Origin of the sequence: Paractinoplanes abujensis, from assembly GCF_014204895.1 — a bacterium.
In the GTDB taxonomy this organism is placed as follows: Bacteria; Actinomycetota; Actinomycetes; order Mycobacteriales; family Micromonosporaceae; genus Actinoplanes; species Actinoplanes abujensis.
On record NZ_JACHMF010000001.1, the window covers coordinates 3,411,228 to 3,426,513 of the forward strand.

Here is a 15,286-nt window from a genome sequence, read left to right on the forward strand (position 1 = left end):
GATCGGATCAATCGACAAGCACCACTGCCGATAGCCTTCGCCGGTCCCCCACCCCGGAAGGTCCCCCTCGTCGTGCGCGCGTTGTTCGTGGTTGCCGTGGCCGTAGTGGCCGGCTTCGTCCTCAGTCCGATGCTCAAGGCGGACGCCGACTGCACCCCGGCCACCCCGGTCGCGGCGGCGGCGCCGAAGGGGTGGAACAAGGAACAGGTGGCCAACGCCCGCCTGATCGTCACGGTCGGCCAGGACCGCCGGGTGCCCGGCGCGGCGCAGGTGATCGCCGTGGCCACGGCCATTCAGGAGTCGCGCCTGCGCAACCTCCCCGGCGGTGACCGCGACTCGATCGGCCTCTTCCAGCAGCGGCCCAGCCAGGGGTGGGGCACGCCGAAGCAACTGTCCGACCCCGCCTATCAGACGAACAAGTTCTACGACAAGCTGCTGCGGGTCGACGGCTGGCAGAAGATGCGGGTCACCGAGGCCGCCCAGGCCGTGCAGATCTCGGCCTTCCCGGAGGCGTATCAGAAGCACGTCCCGGCGGCCACCCGCCTGGTCGGCACGCTCAGTGATCAGGCGCCCTGCAGCAAGGCGACGTAAGCTCCCGGTTTCGTGCCACCCGGTCCGGCTTTATCTGGGCCTTATCGCCGTCTGAGCATCGTTTTTCGGGTGAAGTCTTACGAGGGAACACCGCAACTGTCGGTAGTAGTGCCGGTCTTCAACGAGGAAGACGTGCTGCCGCTGTTCGCCGGGCGGATGCGGCCCGTGCTCGACGGCCTCGACGTGTCGTACGAGGTGCTCACCGTCGACGACGGCAGCCGCGACGCCACCCCGGCGGTGCTCGCACGGATGCGCCAGACCTGGCCGCAGCTGCGGGTCGTCCGGCTGCGGCGCAACGCCGGCCACCAGAACGCGCTCACCGCCGGGCTGCACCGGGCCCGCGGCCGTTACGTGGTCAGCATCGACGTCGACCTGCAGGACCCGCCCGAGGTCATCGCGGACATGCTGGCGCTGGCCGAGCGCGAGCAGCTCGACGTGGTGCACGGCGTGCGCACCGACCGGAGCACCGACAGCCCGTTCAAGCGCTGGACGGCCGGGTGGTACTACCGGCTCATCCGGCGGGTGGTCGGGGCCGAGGTGCCGCACAACGCCGGCGATTTCCGCCTGCTCAGCCGCACCGCCGTGGACGCCCTGACCGAGCTGCCGGAGCAGTTGCCGGTCTATCGCCTGCTGGTGCCGTGGCTGGGCCTGCCCGGCGGCGAGGTGCCGTACGCCCGGGCCCCGCGCGCGGCCGGCCGCTCCAAGTATCCGCTGGCCAAGATGGTGCGGCTGGCCCTGGACAGCATCACCGGTTTCTCGGCGGCCCCGCTGCGGGTCGCGACCTGGCTGGGCTGCGCGGGCATCGTCCTGTGCTTCGCGATGGCCGCGGCCGTGCTCGGCGCCTACCTGTGGGGCAGCGTGGTGCCCGGCTGGACGTCGATGTTCGTGGCGCTGGTCTTCCTGGGCGCGCTGCAGCTGCTCTGCCTGGGCCTGCTCGGCGAGTACGTGGCCCGCATCTTCACCTCGGTCCAGGGCCGTCCCGCGTACGTGGTCACGTACGACTCCGCGGTGACCGGCACCCGGCGCCCGGCCGGAGTGTCGTCGTGACCGCGACAGCCTTCGCCGAGCCGGATCTGGACCTCCGGGTCGAGGCCGGGGTTCACCGTCCGTGGCGGTCGGCCTGGCTCGCGGCCGCGGCGGTGTGGTCGGCCACCGCTGTCTTCCATCTGCTGGTCGGTGCGTTCGCGTGGCTGACCTACCAGGGCACCGGGCCCGCCCCCGGCCTGTGGTCGGCGTTCCTCGGGTGGAACAACTGGGACGCCCAGCACTACGTGCGGATCGCCGAGAGCGGCTACGCCGGCCTCACCGCCGGCTACCCGGCCTTCTTCCCGCTGTACCCGCTGCTCATCCACGTGTTCGACCCGGTGCTGCCGGGCGGCGGGATGGTCAGTGCCCTCGTGGTGGCCAACGCGGCCGCGTTCGGCGCCCTGGCCGTGCTTTACCGGCTGGCCGACCACGAGTTCGGGCCGCGGGTGGCCCAGCGCGCGGCCTGGTACCTGGCCGTCTTCCCGATGGGGTTCTTCCTGTTCATCGGCTACAACGAGTCGCTCTTCCTGCTGCTGATGGTGGGCGCGCTCTACGCCGCGCGGCGCGGGCACTGGTGGGTGGCGGGCACGCTGGGCGCGTTCTCGTCGGCCACCCGGCTGTTCGGCCTGCTGCTGATCCTGCCGCTGGCCGTCGAATACGTGCGCCAGGCCGGCTGGCGACCCCGCCGGGACGTGGCGGCGCTGGCCCTGGTGCCGCTGGGAGTGCTGGCATACAGCCTTTACTGCCTGATCGAGCTGGGCAACCCGCTGCAGTTCAGCATCGCCCAGGACGAGTGGGGCCGGCGGTACACGGTTCCCGGCGGGGCGTGGCTGACCTCGCTGACGCAGATCTTCGGGCACGGGCCGCTGCACAAGGACACCCTTGGAGCGCTCCTGGACGCGAGCACGATCCTGATCGCGGTGGTGCTGCTGATCCTGTGCGTGAAGGGCCCGTTCACCTTCCGGCGGGACCAGCGCTACCTGGTCGTGCAGGGCGCGATCACCCTTGTCATGCTGATGTCGACCGAGGTCGGCGGGCGGGCGATGCAGTCGGCGGCGCGCTACGCGATGGAGGCGGTGGCGATCTTCCTGGTGCTGGCCCGGATGGGCGCCAACCGGACCCTCGACCGTACGGTCCTGGTCGTCGGGACCGCCCTGCACGCGGCGCTGCTGGTGGTCTTCATGGCCGGCACGTTCCTCGTCGCGTGAAAACCGCGTCTTTATCGCCGCCTTATCCCGATCATGGCAGCATGGCCCGCGTGCGAGTTCTGGTGGCGGACGACGAGCGGCTGCTGGCCGACACGGTCGCCGTCGGTCTGCGGCGGGCGACCATGGCGGTCGACGTGGCCTACACCGGCGGCCAGGCACTCGAGAAGATCCAGGTCAATCGGTACGACGTGGCGGTGCTGGACCGGGACATGCCCGACGGCACCGGCGACGACGTGTGCCGCTGGATCGCCGAGCACCGCCTCGCGACCCGGGTGCTGCTGCTCACCGCGGCCTGCGGCGTCTACGACCGGGTGGAGGGTCTCGGGCTGGGCGCCGACGACTACCTGACCAAGCCGTTCGCCTTCGCCGAGCTGGTGGCCCGGGTGCAGGCGCTGGCCCGCCGGACGGCCCCGGCCCTGCCGCCGGTGCTCGAGCGCGAAGGGGTCGTGCTCGACGTGGCGACCCGTACGGCGAGCCGGGACGGGCGGTCACTGGACCTCACCAACAAGGAGTTCGGCGTCCTGCACGCGCTGATGCGCGCCCAGGGGCAGGCGGTGACCACCGAGGACCTGCTGGAACAGGTCTGGGACGAGCACACCGACCCGTTCAGCAACGTCGTGCGGGTGACCGTGTCCACGCTGCGCCGCAAACTGGGCGAACCGCAGGTCGTGCAGACCGTGCCGCGGGCCGGATACCGCCTCGGGCTGCCCTGATGGGGCTGCGGGCCCGCCTGGTCGTGGCCACGGCGGTCACGGTCACGTGGGTCTTCGTCGCCCAGTTCCTCTGGTACAAGCTGCCGCTGCTGCCGACCTGGTATCCCTGCTACGAGGACATCGACGGCATGGAGTGCCGGATCAGCCGCAAGATCCCGATCGACAACGTCGTGCAGTGGGGCATCGTGCTCGGGGTGACTCTCCTGCTCGTGCCGTTGCTGATCTGGTGGGTGCTGGTGCCCGTACGCCGGATGCTGCCGCTCATCGAGCAGATCGGCCCGCAGAACCTCGGCCACCGGATCCGCCCCGGACGCGGCCGCGACGAGCTCAAACGGCTGGGCCGGGCGCTCGACACGATGATGAACGGCATCGCCGCGGGCTACGAGGGGCAACGTACGTTCGCGGCCAACGCCTCGCACGAACTGCGCACCCCGCTCGCCCTGCAGCGCACGCTGATCGAGGTGGGCATGGCCGAGCCGCTCACTCCGGAACAGTCGGCCCTGCTGGCCAGCCAGTTGCTGGAGACCAACGCCCGCAACGAGCGCCTCATCGAGGGCCTGCTGGTGCTCAGCCAGGCCGACCAAGGGCTGGCCACGCGCACCCCGCAAGCCCTGGACCGCATCGCTGCCGCCGTCACGGAAGCGCACGCGGGGGCGGCCGCTGACGCCGACGTCAAGATCAAGACCGAGCTGACCCCGTACGGGATCGAAGGCGACGGGGTGCTGCTGGAACGCCTGCTCCGCAACCTGGTCCACAACGCGATCAAATACAACCGGCCGGGCGGCACGGTGACCGTGACCGTCGGCGCCGCCCTGGTCGTGGCGAACACCGGCCCGGTGGTGCCGGCCGAGGAGGTGGGCCGGCTGTTCGAGCCGTTCACCCGGCTGGCCACCGACCGGATCGACCACAGCGGCGGCAGCGGGCTCGGCCTGGCCATCGCCCGCTCGATCGTGCAGGCCCACGGCGGCACGATCACCGCGACCCCGGCCGAGGGCGGCGGCCTGCGCGTCGTCGTCCACCTGCCCCGCGCCGCCTGACCCCACCCCTGCTGACGCCCTGCGCCACGCCGGCCTGCCCGGCCAAACCCGTGGCGGCCTGCGGCTCGCCGTCCGGCTCCGGCCCACCCCGGCCGACCCCATGGCTGCCTGCGTCCCGCCGGCCCGCCCGGCCTACCCCATGGCGGCCAGGAAGTCGGAGTAGAACAGGCCCAGGCCGACGGCCACGCAGATGCCGGCCACGATCCAGAACCGGACCACGATGTTGACCTCGCTCCACCCGGCCAGCTCGAAGTGGTGATGCAGCGGCACCATCCGGAACACACGCCGCCCGGTGGTGCGGAACGACACGATCTGGATCACCCAGGTCACCGTGATCAGCACGAACAGCCCGCCGATCAGGATCGCCAGCAGCGTGGTGCGGGTGGCCACCGCGAGCCCGCCGATCAGGCCGCCCAGCGCCAGCGAACCCACGTCACCCATGAAGATCCGCGCCGGCGACGTGTTCCACCACAGGAAGCCCAGGCAGGCGGCGGCCGCCGCGGCCGCGATCATGGCGATCTCCAGCGGGTCGCGGACCTGATAGCAGTAGATGTCCGCGCGGGCGTACCCGTCGTCGGCGCACCAGTGCCGGTACTGCCAGAAACCGATCAGCGCGTACGCCCCCAGCACCAGCACCGACGCGCCGGTGGCCAGCCCGTCGAGGCCGTCGGTGAGGTTCACCCCGTTCGACATCGCCGTGATGACGAAGACGAACATCATCACCGAGCCCACCTTGCCGACGTCGAGCCAGCTGATGTCGCGGATCAGCGAGATGTTCTCGCTGGCCACGGTCTGGCCGTTCGTGCTGGCCATGTAGAGCGCGGCCACCCCGAACCCGCCGCCGACGATCGCCTGGCCGAGCAGCTTGCCCTTGGCCGACAGCCCGTCGGAGTTGCGCCGGCGCACCTTGAGGAAGTCGTCCAGGAAGCCGACCACACCGCAGAAGACGAACAGCCCGAGCAGCACGAGGGCCGTCATGGTCGGCCCCTCCTGCGCGATCTGCCGTTCGGGCAGGGTGGTCAGCGCGATGTGCCCGGCCACGTACGCGATCACCGTGGCCAGGATGAACGCGACGCCACCCATCGTGGGGGTGCCCGTCTTGGTCAGGTGGGTGGCCGGCCCGATCGACCGGATGGGCTGGCCCGCCTTGAGCGCGGTGAAGACGCGGATCGCTATCGGCGTGGTGAACAGGGAGACGATGAACGCGACCGCGGCCGCGACGATGACCGCCCTCACGAGCGACGGTCCGGTGCGAAATCCTCGGTCACGGGACATGAGCTTGCCATCCGGCGGCGAGCGGCCCGCCCGCGGGCTCAGATCTCGCCCGCGGGCTCAGACGAAGAACGCGTTGATCGCCTGGACGAGCGCCTCGACGACGGTGCCGAAGCGGCCGCGCCGGTTGTGCAGACCACGGTGGCGACGCATGTCAGCGGGCCGGACGGGACGTTCGAGCTCGATGTCGGAAGTCATGCCCGTCAACCTATGAGCGGACCGCCCCCGCCCGCGTGAGCCGCCGTACTCAATAGTGCCTGGGTGTGCCGTCGGCGTCGTACGCTCGCAGGTCGGTCAGAACGGCTGGGCGCTGCCCCTGGGTGAAGTCGAACCAGAAGATCTGGGCCTTGTCCGGGGGCTCGAAACCGCTCCACGGGACCCGCTTCGCCTCGACCGTACGGCCGGTGGACTCGTCACGGGCGGTGATCCTGGTGGCGTCGCCGACGTAGTAGCCGAAAGTCGGGGTCGTACGGCCGTTGACCAAGCGTCCGGCCTGCACGGCGTGGAAGCCCGGCGCCATCCGACCGGCGCCCTGGTCGCGGCCCACGACCTCGGCGGTGAAGTCGTCGATGGTGCCCGTCTTGGTGCGCCCCAGAATCAACGTGAGTGTTTCGTCCAGATTATTCGGGTCGGCCGTCTCGACGTACAGGATCCAGCGCCGGCCCTCGGCCTGCCGGCCCGTCTCGACAACGGTGCCCAGCACACCCGGAGCCGAGGAGTTGAGGGCGGACGGCACCGGTATCGACGGGCCGGCCACCGGGATCGAGCCGCCCAGACCGGCCATCTGGTGGCCACCGATCAGCAGGGCCGCCACCGTCAGCGCGGACGCGCCACCGACGACGACCCGGCGCCGGCGCCGCAGGCGGCCCCCGGCGGTCATCACCTGCTGCAGATCCACGGGCACGGGCTCGAAGCCGGGCGGCGAATGCATGGCGTCCTTCAGTTCTTCCAGCTGCGTCACAGTCCTACCCCTGCTTCCGTCTCGGTACGTAGCGGCGGCACCAGGCCGGCCGTGATGCGCAGCTTCGCCAGGGCACGCGAATTGAGGCTCTTCACCGTGCCCGCGGACAGGCCCAGTTCGCGGGCCACCTCGGCCTCGCTGGCGTCGAAGAAATGCCGCAGCACGATCACCGCCCGTTCCCGCGGCGACAACCCCTGCAACACACCGATCAGCCAGCGCCGTTTCGACACGACATCGGCAACGTCCTGCGTGGCCGGCTGCTCCGGCATGACCTCGGTCGCGTACTCCCGCATCGGCCGGCGCCACTGGTCGGTCACCAGGTTGGTGAGCACCGTACGGGCGTACGCGTAAGGGTCTTTGCGGCGAACCCGCCCCCAGGCGGCGTAAACCCGGACGAGGGTGGCCTGCGCCGCCTCCTCGGCCTGATGCCGGTCACCGGTGAGCAGATACGCCGCCCTTTGCAGCCGCGCGGAACTCGCCTGCGCGAACGCGATGAAGTCGTCGTCACCGCGGGCCATGGGCGGCCTTTCTTCGTTTCATGAGCACCAAGACGAGCAACCACCGGTTTTGGTTGCACGCTCATCGACGGGACCGGTCACGGTGCTCGCGGCGGATGACCAGCCGCAGGCCCGACCAGACCCCGCCGATCGCGCACACCTTGTTGTCGACCAGCCCGGCCGGCAGTGCGACCTCGCGAACGACGTCCTCGGTGACGTCAGTGGGCACCTTCGACGCCCGCTTCGGCCAAGCGTCGTCGGCTACCCGAGGATGCTAGCCGCGTGACTGAACCTGACTGGTACGCCCGGCTCCCCATCCGGTCCGGCCCGCCTGGCTCCCATCCGGTCCGGCGCGCCTGGCTTCCCATCCGGTCCGGCGCGCCTGAACGAGCGCACCGAGTAGGCGCGGCGGCGTCTCGGGCCCTGCACGGACGTGTGACCCTGAGGTAGTGGCTGACCGAGCGAATGAACTCAGAGCCTTACTCAACGAGTGGGATTTCATCGGCGTCTTCGATCCCGTGAGCAATACCGACGAGTACGACTGCATGATCGAGCCCCTGCTGACGATGCTGGCCGCCGAGGCGGGCACCAGCGACGTCGCCGGTTTTCTGGACGACGAGATCACCGATCACTTCGGCCTGTCACCCGGACTCGTGGAAACTGCGCCGATCGCCGCTCGGCTGACCGCGTGGTGGCGGGACGCTCGCTACCGGGAAGTGGAGTCGGGTTGACTTCTGCCGGTCCCGGTGGCGCGCTCTCTTCGGTGCGGCTTCACCGCCGCTGACGATCAAATACGAGGGTGGCGTCAGGGTGTGGATGGGCAGGCCGGGGCGACGAAGGTGCTGCGGGTACCTCGGGTGAAGCGGCAGCCGAAGGCGGGGTCGGCCACGGCGCGGGGGTTGAGGATGGCGTCGCCGGTGGGGCGGTGGCCCGTGCGGAGCCAGGTGGTGAGGTCGTCGAAGGCTTCGGTCAGTTCGGGGGCCGTGAAGTCGCAGTGGCCGACGCCGCGGATGGCTCGGGAGACGAACAAGCGGGAACGGCCGTTGCGGGCGGCTTCGGTGGCGTATTTCTGTTCCATCGAGAACGGTACGAACAGGTCGCCGATGTCGTGCAGGGACAGCACCGGGATCGAGGGTTTGCCGTCGACTCGGGGGATGCCGGAAAGGCCGGGGTCGGCCGTGGCGGTGCGGCGCACCCGGAGGACGTCGCGGTTGAGGCGCCACTCGGCCGTTGCGGGCCACAGTCGGTCGGTGCTGCGGTAGAGCGTGTGGCGGTTGTCGGTGACGTTGCCGGGGGCGATCCCGGCCGTGCCGCCCTGCAAGCCCGGGTAGAGGCCGAAGAGGAACGGCAGGTCGGCCAGCGGGGGCAGCGACGGGGCGGCGTTCCAGTAGGTGAACGCGCTGTCGAAGCCGGGGCGTTCGCCGCCGCTGCGTCGTTCCAGCACCGCGGACCAGGTGCGGCCGGCGGTTGTGGAGCCGGTCGGCAGGCCCAGGGCGGGGACGATGCGACCCACCTGGTCGCGCCAGCGTTGCTGGTAGGAGGCGTCCGGCGTACGGGGGAACTCGATTTTGACGTCGGTCAGGGCGGCCGCGGTGACGTTGGCGTCGAGGAAGTAGTCGTAGAGGGCCGTGTCGCCGAGGACCCCGCAGTACGGCATCGCGCCGGCGAACAGCCGCGGATGTTCCTCGATCGCGACCGCGGTGACGTGCCCGCCCATCGACGCGCCCGACATGATCACCGAGCGTGCCTTGGTGCCGGTGACGCGGCCGAAGACGTCGATCAGGGCGACCGAGTCGCGCACACCCTGGCCGACGTCGTAACCGTTGGTGGCGTAGCTGGAGGCGGCCCACGCGTAACCCCGGGCCACGTAGTGCGCGCGCAGCGCCGGATTGTCGACGTAGACGGTGGTGCCGGTGCCGCGGTAACCGTGGGCGTAGACGACCAGGCTGCCGTTCCACTGTGCCGGCACCTCGATGCGATAGGCGGCGCCGCCGGTGATGCCGGTGTGCACTTGCGCGCCGGGCAGGGCCACGAACGGCGTCCCGTCGAGGTTGCAGGCCGGATCGGCGACGAGATAGCCGGGCTGGGTGGTGCTGGGGGCGGGCGTGGCACAGGCCGGTGCGGCGGCCGCCGAGGCAGCGGGAGCGGCGAGGATCGACACGAGCAGAGCTAGAGCGACGACGGCGGCGCGGCACCGGATCATGATGTTACCTCCAGGTAACCATAAGAGGCCCGGCATCGATCGATGTCAAGAGCGCAGGCCCGCCGGTGAGATCCGCGGATTCCGGGGTAGGCAGCGACCCCGACGAGCGGAAGGTGCCCCACCGTGAAACTCGACTTCCTGCGCTCCCTGTTCGACCGCCCGGGCGCCTGGGTGTCCGTCTACCTGGACGCCACCCGGTCCGGCGAGAACGCCGGCCACGAGATCGCCCTGCGCTGGCGCGGCCTGCGCGAGCGGCTCACCGAGCAGGGCGCCGACAAGGCCACCCTGGACGCGGTGGCGGACGCGGTGCGGGACCAGCCGGCCGAGCCCGGACCGCACGGCCTGGCGATCTTCGCCTCGGACGGCGAGGTTGCCCTGGTGCAGACGCTGCCCGCCCCGCCTGCCACCGACGTGGCCTGCCTGGAACCGCTGCCGCACGTGATGCCGCTGCTGGCCCAGCGGGGCGAGGAGGTCCCCTACGTACGGGTGCTGGCCGACCGGACCGGGGCCGACCTCGACGCCCTGTCGGCCGGTGGTGTGCCCCGGCACCGGGAAGTGACCGGCAGCGCCACCTTCCCGATGCGCAAGGTGCACGCCGGCGGCTGGTCGCACCTGCACTACCTGCACGCGGTGGAGGAGTCGTGGAAGCGCAACGCCGGCGACGTCGCGGCCGCGGCGGCGGACCTCGCCGACACTGTCGGGGCCGAGGTCATCGTGGTCGGCGGGGACGTCCGCGCCGTGCCGGCGCTGATCGGGCGGCTGCCCAAACGCTGGCAGGGCCGGGTGGTTTCGACCGACGCGGGCTCCCGGCACGCCGGCGCCGACGAGTCGGGGCTGGACGACGTGACGATCCAGGCCGTGGCCGAGGCCGCCGACCGCCAGGTCCGGGAGGTGCTGGACCGTTTCCGTGCCCAGCTGGGCGACGGCACCGCGAGCACCGGGCTGGTCGACGTGGTGGCGCGGCTGCAGCGGGGCCAGGTCGACACGGTGCTGCTGGTCAACGACGAGTCGTCCACCGACATGCTGTGGACGGCGCCGGAAGATCCGGCTCTGCTGTCGGTCGACGATCACGTGCTGCGCGAGGCGGGTGTGACCGGTCCGGTCAAGGTGCGAGCCGACGCCGCCCTGGTCCGCGCCATCGCCGGGACGGACGCCGAGCTGATCCTGATCGGACCGGATGAGGGGCCGGTCGAGCACGGCATCGGCGCGGTCCTGCGGTACGCGGACGCCAGCACCGCGGCCACCTGAAATGTCAGCAAAGCGGCGGAGCGCCGCGGCTAACTGAAATGTCAGCAAAGCGGCGGAGCGCTGCAGCTAACTGAAATGTCAGCAAGCGAACCGAGCGCCGTGGCTGACTGACATGTCAGCGAAGCGGAATCGCGGCCAACTGACATGCCAGCAGCCAACCGGAGTGCCGCGGCCAACTGAAACGTCAGCAAACCGGCGGAGCACCGCGGCTAACTGAAATGTCAGCAAGCGAACCGAACCCCGGGGCCGACTGACATGTCAGCGAAGCGGAATATCGCGGCCAACTGACATGCCAGCGGGTGCACCGAGCGGCGCGGCCAACCGACATGCCAGCGAGCAAACCAGAATGCCGCGCCAGCTGAAATGTCAGCAAGTGAACCGAACCCCGCGGCCAACTGATATGTCAGTGGAGCGCCGCGGCCAACTGGAATGTCAGCGAGTGGAGCGGGCAGCGCGGGCAACGGAAATGTCAGCAGCGGAGCGGAGCGCCGTGGATGACTGACATGTCAGTGGGTGGGTGGGAGGCGGGCTGAGCGATCTGGTTCGTGACGGGGGTGGCCGACGCGGAAGACGGCGAGCGGGCGGCCGCCGACCCGGGCCGTCAGGCGGCCCGCGGTGGCCGGGCAGTCCAGCAGCTGGCTGAGCGGGTGCACGGCCAGCCCGAACCGCCCCAGCAGCAACCACGTGCGCAGCAGGCGGCGCCCGGCCTCGCGCACGTCGTCGTCCTCCCCGGTCAGCACGAGCACACTGCCGTCGTACCGGAGCAGGTTGCGCCCGCCCGCCGCGAGCAGGGCGGGCAGGCCGAGCCGCCGGGTCAGCGGATAAGCGCGCAGCGCCCCGGCGAGCACCCGCGCCTCGGGCCGGCTCAGTTCGAGCGCCCGGTCGGTCAGCCCGTCACGGTGATAGCGCGGGTCGCGCGGGTCCAGCCGTAGCCAGTGGCGCAGCTCGCGGGCCACCGGCGGGGTGCCGAACATCCACCGGTCGGCTGCGGCCAGCTCACCGGCCAGGGCCCGGCTGCGCACGTGCACGATCCCCGGTTCGAGCGCGGCCAGGATCACCAGGTCCAGGAGCCCCTCCGCGTACGGTCCGCGGGCGACGCGCCGCGCGTCGACGTCGGCCCGGTGGAACCTGGTGTCGTAGCGCCGCGCGGCCGCCACGAGCCGGATCAGCCGCGGGTCGCTGAGGTCGCAGTCCACGCAGAGGCCGGCGTCGGCCGCGACGATCAGGCAGGTCTCGGCGAACGCGCCCATCCCGAGGGCCAGGTCGCGGCCGGTCGGGTCGGAGTCGGGCAGGGACCGGGCCGGGTCCACGCCGATGACGATCTCGTCGGCGCGGTAGTCGATCGTCCACGGCTGGGTGTTGTGCGCGCTGGGCGCCCGCCGGAACAGCGGCTCGTGCTCGCGCAGGACGGAGACCCAGCTCATGCCGCACCTCGCTGGTAGAAGGTGTATCCGTGCAGGGGCCGCCCACCGGCCCGGCGGTAGGAGGCGGCCGACGCGGTGTTGTCACGCTCCACGAAGGTGCTGCGCAGCGTCCGGTAGCCGCTCGCCTCCAGGTGCCGGTGCACCTCCCGGCTGAGCAGCGTCATGTACCCCTGGCCTTGCGCGGACGGCACCACACCCTTGATCACCAGCACGGCGTCCCGGCGGTAGCGCGCCCGGGTGGCCAGCAGCCGCAGCTGGTCGAGGGGGCCGAGCCGGCCGCCCGTACGCATCAGGAACTCGGAGATGTCGGGGACCGCCACGAGGAACGCCACCGGGCGGCCCGCCTTCTCCAACCAGACCAGCAGGCCCTCGTCGAGCAGGTAAGCCAGCCCGTCGGTCTGTTCGGCCAGCTGCGCCGCCGAGATCTCGGTGTAGTAGCCGAGCTGCGCGAAGCTCGCGTTGAGCATCTCGCGCAGGACGGGCAGCTGGTGGCGCAGCCCGCGGCGGGTGCCGTGCCGGATCACCAGGCGTTCGGCGGCGATCCGGTTGTCGTCGAACGTGTACGCGCCGGCCGAGCCGGCCACGTCGATCGCCCAGGTGTCGGCCTCGAAGCGGCGGGTGAAGCCGTGCCGCTCGTACATCGCCGGGTAGTAGGCTGGGTTCCAGGCCGAGTCGACGAAGCCGCGCGACTCGAAGCCGCTGGTGATGACGCCGCCGCTCTGGTTGGGCAGCAACGACACCGGGCCGAACAACGGGCGCCCCGCGGCGGCGCCGGTCACGACCTGCATCAGCGCACCGAAGACGGTGTCGTCGTCGGTGAACTCCGTGTGCCCGAAGAGCTGGCACGGGCCGAAACGGTAGGTGCTGGTGCGGCCGACGACGTGCCCGCTGCCGTCCCGTACGACGTACATGGAAGCGGTCTTGCTGTGCCGGGCGATGACCGGGGCCGGCAGGGGCACGTACAGGCTCCGGGGGTGCAGCCGCACGGGAAGCGACCGGAAGTCACGGAGATCCGCGGTCGACAGAACGGGCGTGGCCTTCATCAGCGGTGCACCCGCGGGCCGGTCGTCTCGGTGGACAGCGGGGTCCACGTCGGCATGTGCGACATGGTGCCGTCCTCGGCCCGCCACGTGCCGTTGCTGTAACCGTGCGGCTGGGCGGTGAACAGACGGATGAAACCGGCGGTGGCGTTGGTCGCGCCTTCGTCGGTGAGCCAGCACATCAGGTCGCGGTGGTGGCGGCTGCGGGCGAACTTGAGCATCGCGTCCTGGTCCTCGAAGAAGGCGATGGTGCCGATCGTGTACGGGAACCGGTAGTACACGGTGTGCCAGCGGTAGCCGGACATCCGCTTCATCTGCCGCACCATCGGGAACCAGGTGCGGATCGTGTGCCACATGGCCAGCGGCCCGGTGTATTTCGTGGCTCCGATGAACATGGCGTCCGCCCGCCCTTGCGGCGGGGCCGCGCTGAAGTCGGTGGTCCTCATGCGGCGCTCCCCTTCACGAGGTAGACGTTCTTGAGCTTGGTGGCGGAGCCGGCGAACGGCCCGGTGCCGTGGTCGTGCACGACGATCCGTACGTCGGCGGCCGACGGGTCCTCGGCCAGCGACTCGGCGAAGTCCCGGCTCGAGCGGGTCAGGTGGGCCAGCACGCCGGCCCGGCACGCATCGATCAGCAGCTCACGCTGCGCGGCCGCCACCCGTACGGCGGAACGCAGTTGGAGGTGGATCGTGGGCCGGCTCTCCAACCGGTCGTCCTCCACCAGCTCAAGGCAGAAACCTTCGAGCACATGCGCGTACAGGCCGTCGTAGAGCCCGTACTCGATGTCCTGGGGGTAGATGTTGGCCCCCATGTACGAGATCGTGCTGTCCTTGCGGCCGAAGAGGAACAGCAGCGGCAGGCGCATCCCGTCGACCCGCATCGCCGCCTCGGCCTCGGCCCGCGCCGCCGGATCGCCGATGGCCGCGAGCACCTCGGGCAGCGTGGCCAGCCGGGCCTCGTCGCCGATGTTGTAACGCACCTTGGGGTTGGCCACGGCGGTCGAGTTGATCGTGCAGAGCAGCTCCGAGCCGGCCGTGGTCTCCAGGTACGTCTCCAGCGGGTTGTACTGGAACACCATGGGCAGCCGTTCCTCGCCCGGCCCGAGCAGCCGGGACCGCAGCGCGGCGTCGGTGCGCAGGCGGCGGCGGACCCACACGCTGAGTTCGGTCTCGCCGGCCATGCCGATGGTCAGGTCGCTAGCGCCGTAACCGGAGCGGACCTTGCGGAAGCGTTTCTCCAGGTAGTCGCGCAGTGCCTCGGTCATGCCCTCGCCGCCGACCAGGCCGGAGATGCGGTATTCGTCCCACGGGAACCGTTCGGCGTCCAGCTCGTCCAGCAGACGCTTGAGGAACGGCGGGTAGGCGGTCACCACGTACTCGAAACCGGGGCCGAAATGCCGCAGCGTGTCGATGATCTTGCGAATGTCGGGTCCGGTGTTCTTGACCATGGCGATCCGCGACATCGCGATACCGGTGTTCGTGCCGGTGGCCCACGCACCCATCGAGTACGCGTTGATCACGAACCGGCGCCCGGCCGGAAAGATCATCGTGGCGTACGCGGCCAGGTTGCGATGCACGGCCTGCAGCTCGGACCGGCTGCGGACCCAGTTGAACGGCTGCCCCGACGAGCCCGACGACTCGTCGACCACGCTGCCCTCGATCTCGAGCCGCCCGTGCCGGCAGCGCTGCGGCTCCGGATAGGCCCGCACGTAGGACGCCTTCGTGGTGGGCGGGTAGCTGTCCAGGTCGAACCAGCGGAACTCCCACCCGTGGCGGCGCAGGAAATCGCCGTACGCGGGCACGTCGAGCGCCGCGAACTGGCAGGTCATCCAGGCGTTGAGGCGGGCGAAACCGGCGAGGCGGGGCCGGTAGTGCCGGGCCATGAAGCGCCACACCGCGGGGTGCGTGCGATAGAGGGCGTAGATGCCGCTGAGCGCGTGGCTGCCGAGCCGGAGCGTCCATTGCCGCAGGGTCGAGATCACGGGTCAAACGCTATGAATTCCCTGGTGGGCGCCGCTTCCCCGCCGCTACTCAACCTGCCTGAGTACGCGACCTCAGCCGGCCTGA

The 15,286-nt window shown here is 70.8% G+C and carries 17 protein-coding genes; 7 read left to right on the forward strand and 10 right to left on the reverse strand.

Features of this window, described 5'->3' with window-relative positions:
* Nucleotides 1-72 precede the first annotated feature (72 nt).
* The 5 genes from BKA14_RS15355 to BKA14_RS15375 all read left to right on the forward strand — a co-directional run bounded on the left by BKA14_RS15355 (nucleotide 73) and on the right by BKA14_RS15375 (nucleotide 4,575).
* Nucleotides 73-591: a peptidase M23 gene (locus tag BKA14_RS15355; RefSeq protein ID WP_184951611.1), complete on the forward strand. Its 519-nt coding sequence runs from the start codon at nucleotides 73-75 to the stop codon at nucleotides 589-591.
* A 69-nt stretch (nucleotides 592-660) separates the two neighbouring features.
* Nucleotides 661-1,638, forward strand: a complete 978-nt coding sequence (locus tag BKA14_RS15360) for a glycosyltransferase family 2 protein (RefSeq protein ID WP_239093241.1) — start codon at nucleotides 661-663, stop codon at nucleotides 1,636-1,638.
* Nucleotides 1,635-2,825, forward strand: a complete 1,191-nt coding sequence (locus BKA14_RS15365; protein ID WP_184951612.1) for a mannosyltransferase family protein — start codon at nucleotides 1,635-1,637, stop codon at nucleotides 2,823-2,825. The genes BKA14_RS15360 and BKA14_RS15365 overlap by 4 nt, the downstream gene beginning before the upstream one ends.
* A 50-nt stretch (nucleotides 2,826-2,875) precedes the next feature.
* A complete protein-coding gene (locus BKA14_RS15370; protein WP_184956768.1) occupies nucleotides 2,876-3,538 on the forward strand; it encodes a response regulator transcription factor in 663 nt (220 codons plus the stop codon).
* Entirely contained in the window at nucleotides 3,538-4,575 is a 1,038-nt protein-coding gene (locus BKA14_RS15375; RefSeq protein ID WP_184951613.1) for a HAMP domain-containing sensor histidine kinase, read from the forward strand. The genes BKA14_RS15370 and BKA14_RS15375 overlap by 1 nt, the downstream gene beginning before the upstream one ends.
* Before the next feature lie 132 nt (nucleotides 4,576-4,707).
* Here BKA14_RS15375 and mraY read toward each other — a convergent pair whose 3' ends face one another.
* The 5 genes from mraY to BKA14_RS15400 form a co-directional block, all read right to left on the reverse strand.
* Nucleotides 4,708-5,811: a phospho-N-acetylmuramoyl-pentapeptide-transferase gene (mraY, locus tag BKA14_RS15380; protein ID WP_184951614.1), complete on the reverse strand. Its 1,104-nt coding sequence runs from the start codon at nucleotides 5,809-5,811 to the stop codon at nucleotides 4,708-4,710.
* A 96-nt stretch (nucleotides 5,812-5,907) separates the two neighbouring features.
* Nucleotides 5,908-6,045 (reverse strand): hypothetical protein, encoded by a 138-nt coding sequence (locus BKA14_RS15385; RefSeq protein ID WP_184951615.1) that lies wholly within the window; start codon nucleotides 6,043-6,045, stop codon nucleotides 5,908-5,910.
* A gap of 49 nt (nucleotides 6,046-6,094) precedes the next feature.
* Nucleotides 6,095-6,808 (reverse strand): hypothetical protein, encoded by a 714-nt coding sequence (locus tag BKA14_RS15390; RefSeq protein ID WP_184951616.1) that lies wholly within the window; start codon nucleotides 6,806-6,808, stop codon nucleotides 6,095-6,097.
* A complete protein-coding gene (locus BKA14_RS15395) occupies nucleotides 6,805-7,326 on the reverse strand; it encodes a SigE family RNA polymerase sigma factor (protein ID WP_184951617.1) in 522 nt (173 codons plus the stop codon). Before BKA14_RS15395 ends, BKA14_RS15390 begins: the two co-directional genes overlap by 4 nt.
* A gap of 61 nt (nucleotides 7,327-7,387) precedes the next feature.
* Complete coding sequence (locus tag BKA14_RS15400) at nucleotides 7,388-7,534, reverse strand: hypothetical protein (protein WP_203722544.1); 147 nt, start codon at nucleotides 7,532-7,534, stop codon at nucleotides 7,388-7,390.
* A gap of 289 nt (nucleotides 7,535-7,823) precedes the next feature.
* Between BKA14_RS15400 and BKA14_RS15405 the strand changes: the two genes are divergently transcribed.
* The gene (locus BKA14_RS15405) at nucleotides 7,824-8,036 is read left to right on the forward strand and encodes a hypothetical protein (RefSeq protein ID WP_221477271.1); all 213 of its coding nucleotides are present in this window, start codon (nucleotides 7,824-7,826) and stop codon (nucleotides 8,034-8,036) included.
* 74 nt (nucleotides 8,037-8,110) lie between these two features.
* Here the strand turns inward: BKA14_RS15405 and BKA14_RS15410 are convergent, their stop codons facing one another.
* Nucleotides 8,111-9,508, reverse strand: a complete 1,398-nt coding sequence (locus BKA14_RS15410) for an alpha/beta hydrolase family protein (protein ID WP_239093239.1) — start codon at nucleotides 9,506-9,508, stop codon at nucleotides 8,111-8,113.
* A 123-nt stretch (nucleotides 9,509-9,631) separates the two neighbouring features.
* On the opposite strand from BKA14_RS15410, the gene BKA14_RS15415 reads away from it, so the two are divergent.
* Nucleotides 9,632-10,756, forward strand: a complete 1,125-nt coding sequence (locus tag BKA14_RS15415) for a baeRF2 domain-containing protein (protein ID WP_184951620.1) — start codon at nucleotides 9,632-9,634, stop codon at nucleotides 10,754-10,756.
* Between the two features lie 506 nt (nucleotides 10,757-11,262).
* Here BKA14_RS15415 and BKA14_RS15420 read toward each other — a convergent pair.
* From BKA14_RS15420 to BKA14_RS15435, 4 genes are read right to left on the reverse strand one after another with little or no spacing between them, the layout of a single operon-like run.
* Nucleotides 11,263-12,180 carry a nitroreductase family protein gene (locus tag BKA14_RS15420; RefSeq protein WP_184951621.1) on the reverse strand — a complete coding sequence of 306 codons (918 nt, stop codon included), beginning with the start codon at nucleotides 12,178-12,180 and terminating at the stop codon, nucleotides 11,263-11,265.
* Nucleotides 12,177-13,223 (reverse strand): GNAT family N-acetyltransferase, encoded by a 1,047-nt coding sequence (locus BKA14_RS15425; RefSeq protein ID WP_184951622.1) that lies wholly within the window; start codon nucleotides 13,221-13,223, stop codon nucleotides 12,177-12,179. Before BKA14_RS15425 ends, BKA14_RS15420 begins: the two co-directional genes overlap by 4 nt.
* Nucleotides 13,223-13,666 carry a DUF4188 domain-containing protein gene (locus BKA14_RS15430; RefSeq protein WP_184951623.1) on the reverse strand — a complete coding sequence of 148 codons (444 nt, stop codon included), beginning with the start codon at nucleotides 13,664-13,666 and terminating at the stop codon, nucleotides 13,223-13,225. The genes BKA14_RS15425 and BKA14_RS15430 overlap by 1 nt, the downstream gene beginning before the upstream one ends.
* Entirely contained in the window at nucleotides 13,663-15,201 is a 1,539-nt protein-coding gene (locus BKA14_RS15435; protein WP_184951624.1) for a phenylacetate--CoA ligase family protein, read from the reverse strand. Before BKA14_RS15435 ends, BKA14_RS15430 begins: the two co-directional genes overlap by 4 nt.
* Nucleotides 15,202-15,286 lie beyond the last annotated feature (85 nt).

Excerpts from the sequence above, each read along its gene's own strand:
- BKA14_RS15375 (WP_184951613.1), top strand. The coding sequence starts at position 3,538 with ATGGGGCTGCGGGCCCGCCTGGTCGTGGCCACGGCGGTCACGGTCACG.
- BKA14_RS15385 (WP_184951615.1), bottom strand. The coding sequence starts at position 6,045 with ATGACTTCCGACATCGAGCTCGAACGTCCCGTCCGGCCCGCTGACATG.
- BKA14_RS15395 (WP_184951617.1), bottom strand. The coding sequence starts at position 7,326 with ATGGCCCGCGGTGACGACGACTTCATCGCGTTCGCGCAGGCGAGTTCC.
- BKA14_RS15410 (WP_239093239.1), bottom strand. The coding sequence starts at position 9,508 with ATGATCCGGTGCCGCGCCGCCGTCGTCGCTCTAGCTCTGCTCGTGTCG.
- BKA14_RS15420 (WP_184951621.1), bottom strand. The coding sequence starts at position 12,180 with ATGAGCTGGGTCTCCGTCCTGCGCGAGCACGAGCCGCTGTTCCGGCGG.
- BKA14_RS15425 (WP_184951622.1), bottom strand. The coding sequence starts at position 13,223 with ATGAAGGCCACGCCCGTTCTGTCGACCGCGGATCTCCGTGACTTCCGG.
- BKA14_RS15430 (WP_184951623.1), bottom strand. The coding sequence starts at position 13,666 with ATGAGGACCACCGACTTCAGCGCGGCCCCGCCGCAAGGGCGGGCGGAC.